The following is a 19,116-nucleotide window of genomic DNA, read 5'->3' as shown; positions in this document are numbered from 1 at the left end:
TTTTTTTAATTTAGTTAGCCTTCGTATCCCACTTAAAGACTTTATTTAAAAATTTATATACATTCTTTGACTCTTTCGTCAGAAGTGGACCTAAAATGGATAGTATAAGCACGTATAGTGCTGAGAATGGTTTCAGTACTGACATTAAACCACCGGCGATACCGATATTGGCCATAATGATGGAGAACTCTCCTCTTGAAACGATTGTTAATCCAATATTTGTTGATGCTTTATGAGATAATCCAGCTTGTCGCCCTGCAATCATCCCTGCAACAAAGTTTCCGATGATTGTAAGAAGGACAGCACCTAACGTTAACCATATCGCTCCGCCCAATGAGAACGGATCAATACTTAATCCAAAACTGAAGAAGAAAATAGCTCCGAAAAAGTCTCTAAATGGAACAACAAGATGTTCAATTCTGTCACTATGCTCTGTCTCTGAGAAAACTAATCCTAAAAGAAGTGCTCCAATTGCTTCGGCAACGTGAATTGTTTCCGAGAAACCTGCAATAAAGAATAACGAAGCAAATACTACAATAATGAAAATTTCATCTGAACTAATATTGAGCAATTTATTTAATAAAGGCGTCGCCTTTCTAGCTACAATAAAGAATAGAAGCATGTATCCTAAAGCAATTCCAATTGAAGTAAGAGCACCTAGGAAGGAAGCATGATCTCCTAGAACTAAACCAGATACAACTGATAAATATACAGCAAGGAATATATCTTCAAACATAATAATCCCTAAAATTAATTCGGTTTCATTATTACCAGTTCTTCTTAAATCCACTAACACTTTAGCAACGATAGCACTAGAAGAAATCGTAATAATACCCGCAATAATTAAGATTTCTAGTAAAGGGAACCCCATTATAAATCCGTATAATAACCCAAGTGAAAAGTTAATTAAAATATAAATCGTTCCGCCAATCGCGATAGAACGTCCAGATTTAATTAGTTTTTTCATCGAAAATTCTAGTCCTAGATAGAACAGAAGGAACAGAACCCCAATCCGTCCAAGGAAGGAAATGACACTTGCACTTTCAATAAATTTGAAATCGATAACACCTATTGTCGGCGCATGTGGTCCCACTAACATTCCAAGAACAATTAGAAACGGAATTACTGAGAATTTAAACTTTCCAGCAATTACTGCCGCAATTGCAACTAATACTAACGCTGTACCAACTTCAAAAATTAACGTATCCATCTAGTCAGTCCCCCTATTCGAAAGTAACTCATTAATAATTTTTTTAATTTCTTCTCTCTCACCAGAAACTACAAGCATATCGCCTTCTTCAATTGCTGTTTCTGGCCCCGGATTAAATAGCTTTTTCATATTCTTTTTCATAACTGCAATGATCGTTACGCTATATGTTTTTCTTATTTCCAGATTGCCAATTGTTTTTCCGATTGCTGGAGCTGCATTCTCCACTTTGAACCACTCAATCGCTAAACCTTCAAAGACCATCTCAACATTTTCTAATGCTCTAGGCTTATACACCATTCCGCCTAATATTGCTGCAATTTGTCTTGCCTCTGAGTCACGTAATGAAATACTTGAGATACTTTCTTCATGGTCTGAATCAAAATGATACATTTCTCTACGCCCGTCATCATGAATGACAATCACCATCTTTTCGTTACCTTTCGTAACGATTTGAAACTTATAACCAATACCCGGAAGTTCACTTTCTCTAATATTCATATTTAGCTCCTCCACAACATTTTTTATTTAAATTTTCTGTTTTTCTGTCTTTTATTCATCCAATCAACTTTAGAAATTCTAACCATTCAGGATACATGTGAGTTGGAAATCTTTTATTGTAATAATAAGTGGCACCTAAAAAGATACTTGCAGATGTAATGATAAAAAATATATTACTTCTCATTTTCAAACTCTTAAGGCTTACTTTCAATAAAGTTTCTTCTTTCAAATTATCCCCTCTTTCTCGCTTTACATTTAGTTTTTTAAAATGTAAATAATTCTAAAAATATTACGATGTAACATAATCATAACACAAAATACGTTTATGTAACATAATTTTTTAGAAAAATTGATTCTCATATATTTTTTGCATATAATTTTCTTATTACGGAAAAAAGGAAGTGTATTATATGGTTGATATCTTTAGCAGATTCCTTGAGGTAACGAATAATATTTTATGGTCATATATTCTTATTGCAATGCTAATCGGCTTCGGTCTTTATTTCTCTTTCAAATTAAAATTTGTCCAAATTACTCATTTTGGTGAGATGGTCGGTTTAATTAGTAAAGGGTTTAATCGAAAAGAAAAAAAGAAAGATAGCATCTCTCCATTCCAAGCATTTTGCTTAAGTGCAGCAGCACGTATCGGTATCGGAAACTTAGCCGGTGTAGCATTAGCCATTTCAATGGGTGGACCTGGCGCAATATTTTGGATGTGGTTTATCGCTATCCTTGGAGCAGCTACTAGTTTCGTAGAATGTACGCTCGCACAAATTTATAAAGTAAAAGATGGAAGCAGGTTCCGTGGTGGACCAGCATATTACATGGAAAAAGGATTAAACAAGCGCTGGATGGGTGTTTGGTTCTCACTTCTTATTACAGTTGCGTACGGATTAATTTTCAATTCTGTACAAGCAAACACAGTAACAATAGCATTTGAAAATGCTTTTGGACTAGAGCGAACTCTCGTAGGAGCTCTATTAGCTTTATTAGTGGCAGTTATTATTTTTGGTGGTATTAAGAGCATTTCACGTATTACAGAAATGATTGTTCCTCCAATGGCAATCATTTATATTGGTGTGGCAATTTTCGTCGTTATTAACAACTTCACTATGTTACCAAGTATTTTTACAGAAATATTTAGCAGCGCTTTTGGTTTAGACCAAGCTATCGCTGGTGGTATTGGAGCAGCAATCAAGTTCGGAATTCAGCGCGGTTTATTCGCGACAGAAGCAGGTATGGGTAGCTCTCCTAACGCAGCAGCAACATCAGATGTATCTCACCCTGTAAAACAAGGACTTGTTCAAGCATTAGGAGTGTTCGTAGATACATTCTTAGTATGTACATCAACAGCATTTATCGTATTATGTTCTGGACTTTACAAAGGATCCAATTTAGAAGGCATTGAATTAACACAACGAGCATTAAGTTCACAAATTGGACCGTGGGCAAGTACTTTCTTAGCGATTATTATTTTCCTATTCGCTTTCAGTTCTTTACTAGGAAACTACTATTATGGCGAAACAAACATCGCATTCATTAAAGAAAGCAAAACATGGTTACTGATTTATCGTGTTGCAGTTGTCGGAATGGTGTTCTTCGGATCTATCGCTGCCCTTCAAACTGTTTGGAGTTTAGCTGATTTCTTTATGGGACTAATGGTATTCACAAACTTAATTGCCATCTCATTCCTAAGCAAATTCGCCTACGCAGCATTAGTAGACTATATAAAGCAAAAGAAACAAGGAAAAGATCCTGTTTTCGTTGCAAGTTCTATCCCTGGCTTACAGAATACAGAGTGCTGGGATGGACAGGATGTAGAAGAGAATAAAAAAGCTGTATAACGATTAAAAGCGGAAGCGGCTCGTTTAGAATCGCAGGACATTGGAGCTCTCGACCTTGAAGCGCTTTTTGCTTCGAGCGAGAGAGCGAAATGACCGGAGATTCTAGCCGCTGGAGCTGGATATCATTAAAAGCGGAAGCGGCTCGTTTAGAACAAGAGCTATATATCAAACAAAATCCCTATTACTTCACCGTAATAGGGATTTTTATTTATAACAGTTCATAATTTGTTCAAATTAATTCCAGCAAAAGGGTTGATTTATACAAATTACTAGATTATAATTATTATAAATTAGTAATTGATATCACATAACAACTCAAAAGGAGATTGATCATAATGAACAAACAAGTAATCGAAGTATTAAACAAACAAGTAGCCGACTGGAGCGTTTTATTCACAAAACTACACAACTTCCATTGGTACGTAAAAGGACCTCAATTCTTCACATTACATGAGAAATTCGAAGAACTATACACAGAATCAGCTACTCACATCGACGAAATTGCAGAACGTATTTTAGCAATTGGCGGCAAACCAGTAGCAACAATGAAAGAATACTTAGAACTATCTTCTATTCAAGAAGCAGCATACGGAGAAACTGCAGAAGGAATGGTTGAAGCAATCATGAAAGACTACGAAATGATGCTAGTCGAACTGAAAAAAGGCATGGAAATCGCTCAAGACTCTGACGACGAAATGACATCTGACCTATTACTAGGCATCTACACAGAACTAGAAAAACACGCTTGGATGCTACGTGCGTTCTTGAATCAATAATATATTTAAAAGCGGAAGCGGCTTGCTCAGAGTCGCTTTTTTCTATGGAGTGGTCGCACATGCTGATACATGAAATTATATCAACGATTCGACACAGGGTACGGACTTACCGACAAATCACGACAATATCAGCGCCCCTCTCCTCTACTTTTATCAATATATTACAATCCCTTTTATGTTAAAATATAGGTAACATCCTTTAGTAAAATAGATCCAAAAGCTTTTCCATATTCATCATTTACTACTTAAATGGCGGGAGTGGTTCAGTTGAAAGACTACTTAATTAGAGCATTTTTTGCGTTAATAACAGTTGGGATTGTCTTACTTATAGCTAATATTTTCAATATACGTATCGAGGTGAAAGACTATGCTTTCCTCGTTGTTGTAGCAATTGGTGGCGGCTGGGGTGGCTGGTACCTGTATAAAAAACAAAGTAATCAAAGTGATAAAGGCATTCCAAAGTAATACGGAATGCCTTCTTTTATTGCCGTCTATAATAAAGTGAAACTTTAATCAGTGGGGGTTTTGTTCATCCCCCACTGATTATTAGTTGAACCAATCGGACTTTTATGGGCAGTTGATCCCCCACCTAAATTCTTTGCTTTCGCTGAATTTTGAGGTGGGGTTCTTACTGCCCATTAAAGCGGGATAAATAATAAAATTCAAACCGCTAATACAGCCAATCGCAATAAACATGCTAAAACTCTGCACATCTCCAGCTAGATTATACTCATCCACGATAAAACCAGACATAAACAACGTTATAGCTGAAACACCGATACATAATATCGAAATAAACCAAAGCGAAAATTCATTAATTAGCTCTTTCTTCTGTGTTGAAACAATGAGCATAGCAAGAAGGGATGCTGCTAATATACTTTTAAAAACAGGACGTAAATACACAAACTCCTCCATCTGTTTCTCCTTTTCCAAAAACATTATATCTCAACATTAACATATTTAACCAAATTAAAAACACATGCCTTTTCAAGATAAAATGACATGTGTTTCCAAAAATCTCTATAATTTTGTATTATGATAACTGTTTCCATTTCGTTCCTAAAACAGGACGCTTATAATTTTGGATTTCATGAATTAGTTTATCTGCCGTCTCAGCTGAAACGATCAACTCTTTATTCGATGGGTTCATAAACCCTTCTTTCGCTGCACGTTCAACCATTTGCAAAATTGGTCCATAAAAGTCTTTTATATTCAATAAACCAACCGGCTTATTATGTATACCAATTTGTGACCAACATACTACTTCAAATAGCTCTTCAAACGTTCCATATCCGCCTGGCAGTGCAATAAAAGCATCCGCAAGCTCTGCCATTTTCGCTTTACGTTCGTGCATCGTTTCTACTTCAATTAATTCTGTTAAACCTGTATGAACGATTTCTCCTCGGAATAGGCCGCGCGGCATAACACCTGTTACACGTCCACCTAAACGAAGAACTTCATTTGCTACTTCTCCCATTAATCCAACACATGAACCGCCGTATACGAGCTCATAGTCGTTCTCAACAAACATTTTCCCTAACGCTATTGCTTGCTCTTTAAATTCTGGTCTCTCCCCTAAGTTGGAACCTGCAAACACACAAATCTTTCTCATTCCTACACCCCGAAACTATATATTGTTATGATACAATGAACATTGTACAACATATTGAAGGGATGAGGAAGAAATGGATATCATTGCATTTCAAAGATGGGTGGAGGAATTTTACGAAAAACGAAGCTGGTCACAATATAATTCCTTTATTCGCTTAAATTTCTTAACTGAGGAAGTTGGGGAAGTTTCACGTGTTGTTCGCGCTATTGAAATTGGCCGTGATCGTCCCGACGAAAAAGTGAAGACAGAAGAAGAGCTAAAGCAAGAGTTAAAAGAAGAACTTGGTGATGTACTATCTAATCTTATTATTCTTTCACAAAAATATGATCTAGATCTACAAGACATTATGGAGGCACACGTCACAAAGCTTTCGAAAAGGTTCGAAGTATCCAAATGAGAATATTATCAATTATGGTATAATATTCTTGTCACAATACTAAGGGGGATTTTATGTTATCTAAAAAATTGCACGACGCATTAAACGATCAAATGAACTTTGAATTTTACTCTGCCCACGCTTATATGGCAATGGCTGCTTACTGTACAGCTGAGAGCTACGATGGATTCGCTAACTTTTTCCTTGTACAAGCTGAAGAAGAACGCTTCCACGCAATGAAGCTTTATAACTACATTAATGACCGCGGTGAGCGCGCTATTATTACTGGATTTGATAATCCGAATAACGTATATGAATCTGTACTAAACGCTTTTGAAGTGGCACTTGAGCACGAGCGTGAAGTAACGAAGCGTATTTATAACTTATCTGATATCGCTTGGGATGAGCGTGAGCACGCAACAATTACCTTCTTAAAATGGTTCGTCGATGAGCAAGTAGAAGAAGAAGCTTCCTTCGATAGCATCATCCAAAAATTAAAACGTATTACAAGCGATTCAAACGCATTATTTATGCTAGATGCTGAATTAGAGAAACGTACATTTACGCCTCCAGCTGAGTAGTATTCCAATCACCTTAATGAATGTATTAAGGTGATTTTTTTATTTCTTCTCTCAGCTTAATAAGCTTAACTAAATCCTTCTTATAAAGCCCTGAAACCTTTTTAACAAAGTCACTATTAGTAAAAGTCCCATCGCCTCCTTCTACTATGCTTAAATACCCATGTATGAATTTCAAAAAGGTTCTAGCATCTTCTCCAGTTAATTGATCTATGTTCTCTATAATCTCATCAAACTCCCTTAAACTATCCCGTTCTTTCAACTTAATCCCCCCTCTCTGTATTACTTATCATACAAAAATAAAAAAGCCGTTTATCCCTCTAGGCGAGAGATAAACGACTTCTATACCGTTTTATTAAAGCATAACCCCAACGATAATCGCTGATAATATACTTACTAACGTTGCACCATATACAAGTTTTAATCCGAATGAAGATACAACGTTTGCTTGTTTGCCATCGATACTCTTCGTTGCACCTGCGATAATTCCGATTGATGAGAAGTTCGCAAATGATACAAGGAAGATAGATAAAATACCTACTGTACGAGTTGATAAATCGCCAGCTACTTTTCCAAGGTCAAGCATTGCAACGAATTCGTTCGTTACTAATTTCGTTGCCATAATTTGTCCTGCTGCTAGCATCTCTGATGTTGGAATACCCATTACGAATGCTAATGGTGAGAAGACATATCCTAAAATGCTTTGGAATGTGATTCCGAAAATTGAATCGAATACACCGTTAATTGCTGTAATTAATGCTACGAAACCGATTAACATCGCCGCTACTGTTACAGCGATAGAGAAACCAAGCATAATATATTCGCCTAACATTTCAAAGAATGTTTGTTTTTTATCTTCTTGTAATTCTAAAATATCGTCTTCTTCTTTCACGTCATATGGATTAATAATATGAACGATAATGAATCCGCTAAATAAGTTTAATACAAGTGCTGTTACTACATATTTTGGATCAATCATTTTCATATAAGAACCGACGATTGACATCGATACTGTTGACATAGAAGATGCACAAAGTGTGTATAAACGATTTTTCGGTAATTTGCTTAGTTGATCTTTTACTGTAATGAATACTTCACCTTGACCAACGATTGCAGCTGCTACTGCATTATATGATTCTAGTTTTCCTAAGCCGTTAATTTTACTTAATAGGAAGCCGACTGCACGGATGATAATCGGTAAAACTTTAATATGTTGTAAGATCCCAATTAGTACTGCTAAGAAAATAATTGGTAATAATACTGTTAAGAAGAATGGTGCTTGTCCATCATTTGCTAGACCACCAAATACGAAATTAACCCCTGCTTCCGCAAATTTTAAAATAGCGCCAAATCCATCTGCAATCCCTTTTACTAATACAAATCCGACCTTTGTATTTAGTAAGAAATACGCAAGTACCAATTGAATGACAAGCATAAGTGCAATTGGTTTATATTTAATTTTCTTACGATCTGAACTGATAAGGAACCCTAGTACAAATACTACAAGTAAACCGACTAGAAACATTACGATTTTCATATGTGAATCCTCCACTTCTCCCAAGAGTTATCGGTCGTATAACGTATAACGAATGACGTCTGACCATTAGTGTTAAAAAAATTTAAAACCCCTAAATACTATTCAACTTTTATCTAAAATCAGTAAGCGTTTACATAAATTGCAATTTATAAAAGGTAGTTTCTTCTCTCCTACCATACTTGAAAGTCTGAAATTGATACCACCTACAAATCAAATTGTAAGCGTTATCTAATTGAAATGCAATAGAAATTTTAAAAGATTTTCATATGTTAATATATTCCTAATTAATTGGTTTTTTTATGAAAATTTACCAAAAAAATAGCCCTAGCTATAAGCTAGGACCATCTTTTTTACCCCGCTTTAACGGGCAGTAAGACCCCCATCTCAACATTCAGCGAAAACAAAGAAGTTAGATGGGTGATTAACTGCCCATAAAAGCCCGATTGGTGAGGGCTAATAATCAGCGGGGGATAAAGCTCCCCCCACTAATTAAAGTTTCATTTTATAACATAACACCAACGATAATCGCTGATAGAATACTTACTAATGTCGCACCGTACACAAGGCGTAGACCGAATGATGATACAACATTTGATTGGTTTTCATCGATACCTTTCGTTGCACCTGCGATAATTCCGATTGATGAGAAGTTCGCAAATGATACAAGGAATACAGAAAGAATACCAACTGTACGAGCTGATAAATCACCAGCTACTTTTCCAAGATCAAGCATCGCAACAAACTCATTTGATACTAATTTTGTTGCCATAATTTGTCCCGCTGTTACCATCTCTGCTTGCGGGATACCCATTACGAATGCTAATGGTGAGAAAATGTATCCTAAAATAGCTTGGAATGTAATACCGAACATAGAATCAAACAAGCTATTGATTGCTGTAATTAATGCTACGAAACCAAGTAACATTGCCGCTACTGTGATCGCAATTGTGAAACCAAGCATAATATATTCACTTAGCATTTCAAAGAATGACTGTTTTTTCTTATTTTCTAATTTCAGTGTATCTTCTTCTTCTGTAATATCGTACGGGTTAATAATATGAATAATAATGAAACCACTAAATAAATTTAATACAAGTGCTGTTACTACATATTTCGGTTCGATCATTTTCATATAAGAACCAACGATTGACATTGATACTGTCGACATTGAAGATGCACATAATGTATATAAACGATGTTTTGGGATTTTACTTAATTGATCTTTTACTGTAATAAATACTTCTGCTTGCCCAACAATGGCAGCTGCTACTGCGTTATATGATTCTAGTTTTCCTAGACCATTTACTTTACTTAACAATGTACCAATAGCACGAATAATTATCGGTAAAATTTTAAAATGTTGCAAAATTCCGATTAAAACAGCAAAGAATACGATCGGTAATAACGCTGTTAAGAAGAATGAAACCTCTCCTTTATTAACAAGACCACCAAATACGAAAACGATTCCAGCTTCCGCATATCCAAGAAGCGCGCCAAATCCATCTGAAATTCCTTTTACTAAAATATAACCAACTTGCGTATTTAATAAGAAATAACTTAGCGCTAGCTGAATAACAAGCATGATTGCGATTGGTTTATACTTAATCTTCTTTCGATCGGCACTTATAAGAAAACCGAGTACGAATACAACGAGCAATCCTACAAGAAACATAACAAACTTCATTAATAAAATCCTCCATTTAACTCTTCATTAACGTTGAACGTCTGACCATCCAAAATAAGAAATAATCCGAACTTTCCATTTCTCCTCCAGAACCTTCAATCGGATAGGAAAGATCATAAAACCTCTTGTTTCAAAGGCATTTCCCATTCTAACATAAATCACAACTCATATCCGCACTTTTCTTAAAAAAATTACATTTTATTATAAAACACTCATGAATGTTCGTCTTTTACTACCCAAAAATATCTTTATAAAACAAAAAAATGAGCATCAAGTTTCACTTGATGCTCACCTCATTATACTGCTTTTTCTTTATCAGCTACTGCTGGCTTATCCCAGCACTCTGTATTATTCAAACCTGGAATAGACTCCGCATAGAACACCGGATCTTTCCCTTGTTTCTTTTGCTTAATGTAATCTGTTAATGCCGCGAAAGCATACTTAGAAAGGAATACGATTGCAACTAAGTTAATGATAGCCATAATACCCATGAATAAATCTGCTAAATCCCAAACGATTTGAATTGTTGCTACAGATCCTAACATAACCATACCAAGTACAGCAATGCGGTACGCTGTTAATAACACTTTACTTCCATTTAAGAACTCAATATTTGTTTCACCATAGTAGTAGTTACCTACTAATGAACTAAATGCAAACAAGAAGATTGCAACCGCTACAAATATAGACGCCCACGGTCCGATATGTTGACTTAATGCTTGCTGCGTTAATTGAATACCATTTAAATCAGCCGCATTATGCACATCTGATAAAAGAATAATAAATGCTGTACAACTACAAATTAATAATGTATCTGTAAATACCCCTAAAGTTTGAATGAAACCTTGTTTAACTGGGTGCGTTACGTTTGCAGTCGCAGCTGCGTTCGGCGCACTCCCCATACCTGCTTCATTTGAGAATAATCCACGTTTTACCCCTAATAAAATCGCAGCTCCTAATCCTCCGCCTACTACTTCTTTAATTCCAAAAGCATGTAAGAAAATTTCTTTAAATACATATGGAATTGCCGTAATGTTTGTCACAACAACGAATAACGCTACTGCTACATAAATAATTGCCATTACTGGAACAATCATTTCAACCGCACGTGCAATACGTTTTACTCCGCCAAAGATAATGATTGCAAGTAAACCAGCCATAAACAGACCTACTAATCTACTATCTGTTTTGAATGCCCCATCAAAAGCAGCCGCTACAGTATTAGACTGTACAGCGTTAAAAATTAATCCGAAACTAACTGTTATTAGAACAGAGAAGACAACCCCTAGCCAGCGCTTCTTTAAACCTTTTTCCATATAGTACGCTGGGCCACCGCGGAATGCATTCCCATCTTTTACTTTATAAATTTGCGCTAATGTGCTCTCTACAAATGCAGAAGCACCCCCAATTACCGCAATTAACCACATCCAAAATACTGCTCCTGGGCCACCTGCTGAGATTGCGATAGCTACACCAGCTAAGTTACCAGTACCTACACGAGAAGCTGTACTCATACAAAAAGCCTGGAACGATGATACACCACTCTTCTCTTTTTGCGCTTTCCTCGTTTTCGAACTTGCCCCATCCCCAAGCAATCGAATCATTTCGCCGAAGTAACGAACTTGGACAAATTTCACACGAAACGAAAAATACAGTCCTAACCCAATTAACATCGCAATAATGACATATGACCAAAGGACATTATTTATATCCCCAATTATATTCGTTAAAAAATCCATAATCGCATTGCCCCCTCTTCCTAACAATAAGAAAATTATATTCTAAAAACTTTTAGTAATCAAGAATTTTATGTTAGGTTTTATAACATGAACACGTTAAACTTCTTAACATATATGTTTTCCCACGTAAAAACATAACCAGTACGTGCATGTATCCAACACTCAATCAATCATCCCATTCGACCAGTCATACTTTTAAGACAGTGCATTCTCTACAAATAACGAGAATAATGAACAAACAAAATTATATTAATAATTCCCTCTCACCCTTTTCAGCATTTACTACAACAAAAAAGACGAGCATCGAATTTATCTCGACGCTCGCCTTTTCATTACACCGCTTTTTCTTTATCTGTTACTACTGGCTTATCCCAACACTCTGTATTCGTTAAACCTGGAATAGAATCTGCACTGAAGACTGGATCTTTTCCTTGTTTCTTTTGCCTTACATAGTCTGCCAACGCAGCATATGCAAATCGGCCAAGAAGTGTAATCGCGATTAAGTTTGTGATTACCATTAGACCCATAAATAAATCTGCCATATTCCATACAACTTGAAGTGTAGCAACAGAACCGAATAATACCATTGCAACTACCGCAATACGGTAAATTGTTAACCAAGTTTTACTTTGTTTAATGAATTCAATATTCGTTTCACCATAATAGTAGTTTCCTAGAAGTGAACTAAATGCAAATAAGAAAATAATAATCGCTAAGAAGCTACTTGCCCACGAACCAATTTGTGAACTTAACGCAACTTGCGTTAATTCAATACCTTCTAAATTTGTTGCCTTATATGCACCAGAACATAGTACGATAAATGCTGTTGATGTACATACTAAGAATGTATCCACTAACACTCCAATTGTTTGAATAAAACCTTGTTTTGCTGGATGCGTTACATCAGCTGTTGCTGCCGCGTTCGGCGCACTACCCATACCTGCTTCATTCGCAAATAAGCCACGCTGAATACCATACTTCATTGCAGCACCGATACCGCCACCTACAGCTGAATCTAAACCGAATGCTCCTTTAAAAATTTCTGTAAACATATCCGGTATTAAATAATAATTTTTAATAACAACGAAAATTGCTACTGCAATATAAATAAGCGCCATTGGCGGAACGATCATTTCAGACATACGCGCGATACTTTTCACGCCACCAAAGATAATAACCGCAACTAATACTGCTAATACAATCCCAACAACGTAACGCTCAATACCAAAAGCGTTTTTAAATGCTAATGTAACTGTATTTGCTTGTACTGAGTTAAAAATTAATCCGTAACTAATTGTAATAAGGATAGAGAACCAAATTCCCATCCAACGTTTATTTAAACCTTTTTCCATATAATAAGCAGGACCACCACGGAAGCCACTGCCATCTTTTATTTTATAAATTTGCGCAAGCGTACTTTCTACGAAACTTGAAGACGCCCCGATAATTGCAATAACCCACATCCAGAATACTGCGCCAGGTCCACCCATTGAAATAGCTAATGCTACACCAGCTAAGTTCCCGATTCCAATACGAGCTGCTGAACTCATACAGAACGCTTGGAAAGAAGATACACTACCTTTTTTACGCGTCTTTCCAGTTAATCCATCACTCATTAGTCGAACCATTTCCCCTAAATGAGTAATTTGTACGAATTTCAATTTAATAGAAAAATAAAGACCTAAACCAATTAACATTGCAATAAGAATATATGACCAAAGAATTGTATTCGTTGATGAAACAAATTGCTCTAAAATATTCATACAATTAACCCCTCCTTTTCTCCATAAAACGAATTATATTTAAAAAACATTTAAAAATCAACATTTTTCGACAATTTGCGTTTTCCAAATGTTAGTGGTTTATAACGCATCAATCTTTTTATGACTCTCCTCCCTCTAACTGCGCATACTAAAACAAAAATAAATCTACAAACTACCCCATTGACAAAAGTACCAACCTGTAACTATAATGATTACATCAGGTTGTAACAAACCTAATTACAACAAATTCATTTACTTTCAGATATACACTTTAACAAAACACTTTGGAGGGATTTATTATGAAAATCGGAATCATCGGAGCAACTGGTAAAGCAGGAAGTCGTATTTTAAAAGAAGCATTAGATCGTGGACATGAAGTAACTGCAATCGTAAGAAACGCTGCAAAAATTACAGAAGAAAACGTAAAAGTTTTAGAGAAAGATGTATTCTCTCTTACATCTAATGACCTACAGGCATTTGACGTAGTTGTAAATGCTTTCGGCGCTCCAGCAGGCGAAGAGCACCTTCACGTAGATGCAGGAAATGTACTAATTGAAGCGATGAAAGGTGCACCAAACACAAAATTACTTGTAGTTGGTGGTGCTGGAAGCTTATTTGTAGACGAAGAGAAAACAACACGTGTATTTGATACACCAGGTTTCCCAAATGAATACCTTGCAACAGCTCAAAACCAAGGGAAAAACTTAGAAATCTTGCAACAAACAAACGATATTACTTGGACATTCATCAGCCCTTCTGCACTATTTGCATTAGGAAAACGCACAGGCTCTTATACAGCTGGCAAAGACAACCTTCTTGTTAACGCAAAGGGTGATAGCTATGTAAGTTACGAAGACTTCGCAGTTGCAACACTTGATGAAATCGAAAATCCGAAACACGTAAACGAACGCTTCACAGTAGTTTCTGAAGCTGAATAATAGAAAAAGCTCGTAAACATAATGTTTACGAGCTTTTTATTATTGTACTTGCTCTAAACCATTCGGAGTAATCTTGAAAGAAATTTCTTTAAACCTTTTCTTATCTCCTTTTCCGACTAACTCACTATTTTTGTACCAATTCAAACGACCTGATTCAGCATGGTACACTTTCACTACATCTCCATACTGGAACGAAGTTCCATTTACTTGCTCAGCAAAGTTCTTTGAAGTTTCTTGTCCTTCTGCTGTTACATGTTTTTTCTCCGTTCCATTTTGATCATATAGTGTAATTCCCATATATAATTCATTTTTAAAGTAACTATGAATTTGTTCATTTGTATGCGTTACATGTAGTTTCTTATCTTCATGATTTAACGTTACAACAGAACGAATAACATCACCCAGCCCTTGGTATACAAGACTATCTCCATACGTTACTTCTAATGCTACTTCTGTTATTTTTTTATTTCCAAAACGATCTTTCGTTTCTACTTTTACTGTTTGCTTACCCATTTTTGTCGTATCAAGGTTACCTACAAAACCTACTACTTCTCCGCCCTGTACTTCAACAAAGTTTTTCGCGTCTAACTTTTCAACTTCTGTTCCGATTACTACTTTTTGCGGTTTCGCTGTTACTGTTTGCTCGCCGTCTAATCTTTCAAATCCATTTTCAGTGATTTTGAAGACTAATTCCTTTATCTCTTTACTTTTTCCTTCGCCCACATATACATCTTTTTGATACCAATGTAAACGAGAAGATTCTGCATGATATACTTTCACTACATCTCCATAGTCAAATGTAATTCCATTTACTTCCTTAGCAAATGCTTGCGTGTTCTCTAAACCTTTTACCGCTATATTTTTCTTCACTGATCCTTCTTTATCGTACAATGTGAATTCAAAATACTTTTCATCTTTAAAGTAATCATGAATTAGGTTCTTTGTATCTGTCGCACTCAGTTTTTTCGTATCATGATGCAAAGTTACAATTGATTTCAAGTCACCATCTCTATAGCTCAATCCATATACAAGTAGGCTATCTCCATATGTTACTGTTAGAGGAACTTCTGTCACTTGCTTATTTCCAAACACATCTTTCGTTTCTACTTTCACTTGTTGTTCACCGATTTTTGTTGTATTGGGTTTTTCTACAAATCCAACTACTTCTCCATCTTTCACGTCAACAAAGTTCTTTGCGTCTAACTTCTCAATATCTGTTCCTACTACTACTTGTTGCGGTTTCGCTGTTATTTCTTGTTGAGTCGCCATTCTTTCGAAACCGTGCTCCGTAACTTTAAAGACTACCTCATGAACGCCATACTCTGTATTCACAAATTCATTCTTTTTATACACTTTAAATCGATCAAACTCTCTTTGATAGATTTTTACTACATCACCATACTCAAAAGTCATTCCATTGAATTGTTCTGCAAATGCTTTTGTATTTTCAGATGCTTTTACAGATACTACTTTCTTCTCTTTTCCAGCTTTATCGTATACAGTCATTTCCATATACTTCTCGTCTGCAAATGAAGTATGCATTGGACCTTCTGAATTGGTTGTACTAAATTTCTTTTCTTCATGGTTTAATGTCACAATCGATTTAATATTCGTCCCACCATACCATGTACCAAAGAACATAATGCTATCACCGTAAATTACTTCTAATGTAACTTCTGTCACTTGCTTATTTCCGAAACGATCCTTCGTCTCTACTTTTACTTTTTGTTCACCGATTTTTGATGTATTTGGTTTCTCTACAAATCCAATTACTCCTCCATTTTTTACTTCAACAAAAGATTTTGGATCTAATTTTTCAACATCTGTTCCTACTACTACTTGCTGTGGTTTCGCTGTTACTTCTTGCAACATGTCCATTCTCTCAAAGCCTTTTTCTGTCACTTTGAAGAATAATTCTTTTGCCCCTTTTTTCTCACCTTGACCAGTAAGGGTATTATTTTGATACCATTTCAAACGATCCGGTTCTGCGTGGAATACTTTCACAACATCTCCATACTCAAACTGCACTCCATTCACTTGCTCTGCAAAGTTCTTTGAAGTTTCTTGTCCTTCTGCTGTTACACGCTTTTTCTCCGTTCCATTTTGATCATATAAAGTGATTCCCATATATTGTTCTGTATCAAAATATTTATGAATTTGCTTATTCATATCAGTCGCATGTAATTTCTTCTCATCATGCTTTAATGTTATAACTGAAGCAATTTCATTGTTATATCCTACATATGCAATACTATCTCCATAAATCACTTCGACAGGTACTTCCGTCACTTTTCTATTTCCAAAACGATCTTTCGTTTCTACTTTTACTTTTTGTTCACCGATTTTTGTTGTATTTGGTTTCTCTACAAAACCGATTACTTCTCCATCTTTTACTTCAACAAAAGATTTTGGATCTAACTTTTCTACATCCATTCCGACTACTACTTTTTGCGGTTTCGCCGTCACTTCTTGTAAACTATCTTTTAATTCGAACCCTTGCTCAGTGATTTGGAATAATTTTTCTTTTTTATTTTTAGCTTTCCCTTGATCTACAAGTGCGTTATTTTTGTACCACTTCAAACGGCCTGGTTCTGCGTGGAATACTTTTACTACATCACCATATTCAAAATTCAATTCATTTAGTTCCATCGCAAATCTTTTTCCCGTTTCTTGTCCTTCTGCTGATACACGTTTCTTTTCAATCCCATTTCGATCGTATAGCGTTAAGCCCATATATTCTTCTTTTTCAAAACGATAATGTATTTCATTATTAGTAAAGTTTACATTTAATTTCTTCTCATTGTGGTGAAGTGTCACTGTCGACATTACATCATCTGAAAGTCCTTGGAAAACTATACTGTCATCATAAACTCCGTTAACTTGGACAGGAATTGAATTTTTATTTCCTTTCTCATCCTCAATTTCTACTAACACTTCCTGTTTCCCATCACCTAATTTAGACCATATAATCTTACCTGTTACTTTTACATTCTCCCCTAAGTTTCGGACAAGTTTACTCGCTTCATTCTCATCCAAATCCGTACCAACTAAAAGGTTTTGTACCTCATTAGCAGGTTCACCATACGGAACTTTATACGGTTCAACTTGCTTCTCGCGAATATCATTACTATCTGTAGCTTTCCAGATTTCTTTTTCTAATTTAGGTAACTTTAATTTTTCTATTTTCTCTCTAATATCATCATTTGGTGTTAATCCCCATTCCTCAAAGAAAGGAATTAAATTTTGCCCTGCCACTTGTGATGTCATATAAATTAATAGCTGCTTTTTCTCTTCATCAGAATGAGGCATTTCACTCTGAGGTAACAAACGATAAGCTTGATGTAACCTAGGATAAAAATGTTCTCCATACACTACATTTAATTGCCAAAACATTGTAAGAGGATTAATGTCATCAATGAATCTTTCTGCTTTAGGTTTCTCTAAATACTCAAATGAGTTTTTATAATGCCCGTCCATTTCTAATTGATTCCCTAACGCCTTTTGAACAGCTAATGAGTAAATATTTACCGTGACTTCCCTTACTTTAGACCACTTCCAAGGTTCTTGCTGATGTAAATGTCCAACTTCATGCCATGGTCCCCAGCCATCCTTTTCAAGCACTTCTATATCCAAAACTCTATTCATTGCCGTCGGGATATATCCTGTATGATAATTTTTCGCAAACATAAAGTCATCTTCAGCAGGCTTCCGTTTCTCAACAAACTGAGCATAATGAATTGGAGATTTCGCAACCCCAACACCGTCCTCAGATAATCCTGCTACTGCATTTTCTATTCGAATAATCCTATCATGCAATTTCATTAACTCTATCGGGTTTGTGTTTTTCATAAACTTTTGTATAGAGCTCGGACTAGCAGTAATTAAACTTCTCTCACCTTTTAATTCCACTGCATAAGGATCCTTATATTTTTTTAACATTTCATCCCAATCTTTTTTCGTATGCTTACCTAAAATAAATAAAGGGCAGTGACTACCACCATTCGTAACTGAAGCTGTTACTTCTCCTTCGTTATTCATATTGTAAAAATATAAAATACCGCCTCTTGGAGATGAAATAACATTTTTCCCTGGTTTCAAATCAAACTCTTCTGGATCCTTTTCATCATAAGATCTCGTTCCAATAAAAGCTTGAATAGACTGCGTTCCTTTTATATCAATTGTAATCTCTTCATTTGGCTCTGCATAAATTCCAGTCGGTTCATTAGCGGAAAGTTTCCAAGTAACTCTTAAACGATTATTTTCTTCTTCTACGCTACCTTTCCCCGGCAACTGAAATACCCTCTGCTCAAATTTATTCTCTTTAACCTCTTCTAATTTCCCACCTTTATTCTCTTCCAAAGGTGCCGCATATCCTTTCGATGCTTCGAAAGCTACTGGCGATAATAATGTTGATATGCATATTCCAGCTACTAATACCCTACTACTCTTTTTCTTCGACATAATCTGTGTCTCCTGTTCCTTTATTTAGAGAAACTATCCTATATATTCATTTAATAAGACATCCTATTATTTTTATAAAAACATTTAGCGAATAGACTAA

General features: G+C 35.7%; 15 protein-coding genes and 1 pseudogene. 6 read left to right on the top strand and 10 right to left on the bottom strand.

Translation table 11 applies throughout. The annotated features are described in order from the left end of the window. Nucleotides 1-10: 10 nt before the first annotated feature. Nucleotides 11-1,210 carry a cation:proton antiporter gene (locus ACXVYO_RS02770; protein WP_073517052.1) on the bottom strand — a complete coding sequence of 400 codons (1,200 nt, stop codon included), beginning with the start codon at nucleotides 1,208-1,210 and terminating at the stop codon, nucleotides 11-13. Next, the gene (locus tag ACXVYO_RS02765; RefSeq protein ID WP_458465963.1) at nucleotides 1,211-1,708 is read right to left on the bottom strand and encodes a cation:proton antiporter regulatory subunit; all 498 of its coding nucleotides are present in this window, start codon (nucleotides 1,706-1,708) and stop codon (nucleotides 1,211-1,213) included. It lies immediately after the preceding gene. Nucleotides 1,709-2,118: 410 nt separating this feature from the next. On the opposite strand from ACXVYO_RS02765, the gene ACXVYO_RS02760 reads away from it, so the two are divergent. The 3 genes from ACXVYO_RS02760 (at nucleotide 2,119) to ACXVYO_RS02750 (ending at nucleotide 4,793) form a co-directional block, all read left to right on the top strand. Next, the gene (locus tag ACXVYO_RS02760) at nucleotides 2,119-3,552 is read left to right on the top strand and encodes an alanine/glycine:cation symporter family protein (protein ID WP_458465962.1); all 1,434 of its coding nucleotides are present in this window, start codon (nucleotides 2,119-2,121) and stop codon (nucleotides 3,550-3,552) included. A 335-nt stretch (nucleotides 3,553-3,887) separates the two neighbouring features. Continuing rightward, nucleotides 3,888-4,328 carry a Dps family protein gene (locus ACXVYO_RS02755; protein ID WP_001041895.1) on the top strand — a complete coding sequence of 147 codons (441 nt, stop codon included), beginning with the start codon at nucleotides 3,888-3,890 and terminating at the stop codon, nucleotides 4,326-4,328. A 267-nt stretch (nucleotides 4,329-4,595) separates the two neighbouring features. Further along, nucleotides 4,596-4,793: a hypothetical protein gene (locus ACXVYO_RS02750; RefSeq protein ID WP_000656323.1), complete on the top strand. Its 198-nt coding sequence runs from the start codon at nucleotides 4,596-4,598 to the stop codon at nucleotides 4,791-4,793. Nucleotides 4,794-4,976: 183 nt separating this feature from the next. Here the strand turns inward: ACXVYO_RS02750 and ACXVYO_RS02745 are convergent. Beyond that, nucleotides 4,977-5,243, bottom strand: a pseudogene (locus ACXVYO_RS02745) (hypothetical protein); the annotation flags it as partial. A gap of 118 nt (nucleotides 5,244-5,361) precedes the next feature. Beyond that, a complete protein-coding gene (locus ACXVYO_RS02740; protein WP_458465961.1) occupies nucleotides 5,362-5,940 on the bottom strand; it encodes an LOG family protein in 579 nt (192 codons plus the stop codon). 73 nt (nucleotides 5,941-6,013) lie between these two features. Here ACXVYO_RS02740 and ACXVYO_RS02735 point away from each other — a divergent pair, with 73 nt between their 5' ends. Beyond that, nucleotides 6,014-6,337 carry a MazG nucleotide pyrophosphohydrolase domain-containing protein gene (locus ACXVYO_RS02735; RefSeq protein WP_098078507.1) on the top strand — a complete coding sequence of 108 codons (324 nt, stop codon included), beginning with the start codon at nucleotides 6,014-6,016 and terminating at the stop codon, nucleotides 6,335-6,337. Nucleotides 6,338-6,390: 53 nt separating this feature from the next. Continuing rightward, the gene (locus tag ACXVYO_RS02730) at nucleotides 6,391-6,897 is read left to right on the top strand and encodes a ferritin (RefSeq protein ID WP_000949395.1); all 507 of its coding nucleotides are present in this window, start codon (nucleotides 6,391-6,393) and stop codon (nucleotides 6,895-6,897) included. A gap of 25 nt (nucleotides 6,898-6,922) precedes the next feature. Here ACXVYO_RS02730 and ACXVYO_RS02725 read toward each other — a convergent pair whose 3' ends face one another. The 5 genes from ACXVYO_RS02725 to ACXVYO_RS02705 all read right to left on the bottom strand — a co-directional run bounded on the left by ACXVYO_RS02725 (nucleotide 6,923) and on the right by ACXVYO_RS02705 (nucleotide 13,617). After that, nucleotides 6,923-7,156 (bottom strand): hypothetical protein, encoded by a 234-nt coding sequence (locus ACXVYO_RS02725; RefSeq protein ID WP_458465960.1) that lies wholly within the window; start codon nucleotides 7,154-7,156, stop codon nucleotides 6,923-6,925. Nucleotides 7,157-7,249: 93 nt separating this feature from the next. Further along, complete coding sequence (locus ACXVYO_RS02720; RefSeq protein ID WP_073517059.1) at nucleotides 7,250-8,431, bottom strand: NupC/NupG family nucleoside CNT transporter; 1,182 nt, start codon at nucleotides 8,429-8,431, stop codon at nucleotides 7,250-7,252. Nucleotides 8,432-8,933: 502 nt separating this feature from the next. Continuing rightward, nucleotides 8,934-10,115 (bottom strand): NupC/NupG family nucleoside CNT transporter, encoded by a 1,182-nt coding sequence (locus tag ACXVYO_RS02715; protein WP_144615191.1) that lies wholly within the window; start codon nucleotides 10,113-10,115, stop codon nucleotides 8,934-8,936. 296 nt (nucleotides 10,116-10,411) lie between these two features. After that, entirely contained in the window at nucleotides 10,412-11,854 is a 1,443-nt protein-coding gene (locus tag ACXVYO_RS02710; protein ID WP_458465959.1) for an alanine/glycine:cation symporter family protein, read from the bottom strand. Nucleotides 11,855-12,186: 332 nt separating this feature from the next. After that, nucleotides 12,187-13,617 (bottom strand): alanine/glycine:cation symporter family protein, encoded by a 1,431-nt coding sequence (locus tag ACXVYO_RS02705; RefSeq protein WP_458465958.1) that lies wholly within the window; start codon nucleotides 13,615-13,617, stop codon nucleotides 12,187-12,189. A gap of 299 nt (nucleotides 13,618-13,916) precedes the next feature. Between ACXVYO_RS02705 and ACXVYO_RS02700 the strand changes: the two genes are divergently transcribed. After that, entirely contained in the window at nucleotides 13,917-14,555 is a 639-nt protein-coding gene (locus tag ACXVYO_RS02700) for an NAD(P)-dependent oxidoreductase (RefSeq protein ID WP_458465957.1), read from the top strand. Between the two features lie 39 nt (nucleotides 14,556-14,594). On the opposite strand, the gene ACXVYO_RS02695 is transcribed toward ACXVYO_RS02700, so the two are convergent. Continuing rightward, a complete protein-coding gene (locus tag ACXVYO_RS02695) occupies nucleotides 14,595-19,016 on the bottom strand; it encodes a putative mucin/carbohydrate-binding domain-containing protein (RefSeq protein ID WP_458465956.1) in 4,422 nt (1,473 codons plus the stop codon). Nucleotides 19,017-19,116 lie beyond the last annotated feature (100 nt).

The sequence above is a fragment of the Bacillus sp. BC08 genome (assembly GCF_054326875.1).
Note: the sequence above shows the minus strand (reverse complement) of the source record. Positions and strands in the feature narration are given on the sequence as shown.

Bases quoted from the DNA above. Each gene is read 5' to 3' on its own strand.
- ACXVYO_RS02770 (WP_073517052.1), bottom strand. From the start codon at position 1,210: ATGGATACGTTAATTTTTGAAGTTGGTACAGCGTTAGTATTAGTTGCA.
- ACXVYO_RS02765 (WP_458465963.1), bottom strand. From the start codon at position 1,708: ATGAATATTAGAGAAAGTGAACTTCCGGGTATTGGTTATAAGTTTCAA.
- ACXVYO_RS02760 (WP_458465962.1), top strand. From the start codon at position 2,119: ATGGTTGATATCTTTAGCAGATTCCTTGAGGTAACGAATAATATTTTA.
- ACXVYO_RS02755 (WP_001041895.1), top strand. From the start codon at position 3,888: ATGAACAAACAAGTAATCGAAGTATTAAACAAACAAGTAGCCGACTGG.
- ACXVYO_RS02740 (WP_458465961.1), bottom strand. From the start codon at position 5,940: ATGAGAAAGATTTGTGTGTTTGCAGGTTCCAACTTAGGGGAGAGACCA.
- ACXVYO_RS02735 (WP_098078507.1), top strand. From the start codon at position 6,014: ATGGATATCATTGCATTTCAAAGATGGGTGGAGGAATTTTACGAAAAA.
- ACXVYO_RS02730 (WP_000949395.1), top strand. From the start codon at position 6,391: ATGTTATCTAAAAAATTGCACGACGCATTAAACGATCAAATGAACTTT.
- ACXVYO_RS02720 (WP_073517059.1), bottom strand. From the start codon at position 8,431: ATGAAAATCGTAATGTTTCTAGTCGGTTTACTTGTAGTATTTGTACTA.
- ACXVYO_RS02715 (WP_144615191.1), bottom strand. From the start codon at position 10,115: ATGAAGTTTGTTATGTTTCTTGTAGGATTGCTCGTTGTATTCGTACTC.
- ACXVYO_RS02710 (WP_458465959.1), bottom strand. From the start codon at position 11,854: ATGGATTTTTTAACGAATATAATTGGGGATATAAATAATGTCCTTTGG.
- ACXVYO_RS02705 (WP_458465958.1), bottom strand. From the start codon at position 13,617: ATGAATATTTTAGAGCAATTTGTTTCATCAACGAATACAATTCTTTGG.
- ACXVYO_RS02700 (WP_458465957.1), top strand. From the start codon at position 13,917: ATGAAAATCGGAATCATCGGAGCAACTGGTAAAGCAGGAAGTCGTATT.
- ACXVYO_RS02695 (WP_458465956.1), bottom strand. From the start codon at position 19,016: ATGTCGAAGAAAAAGAGTAGTAGGGTATTAGTAGCTGGAATATGCATA.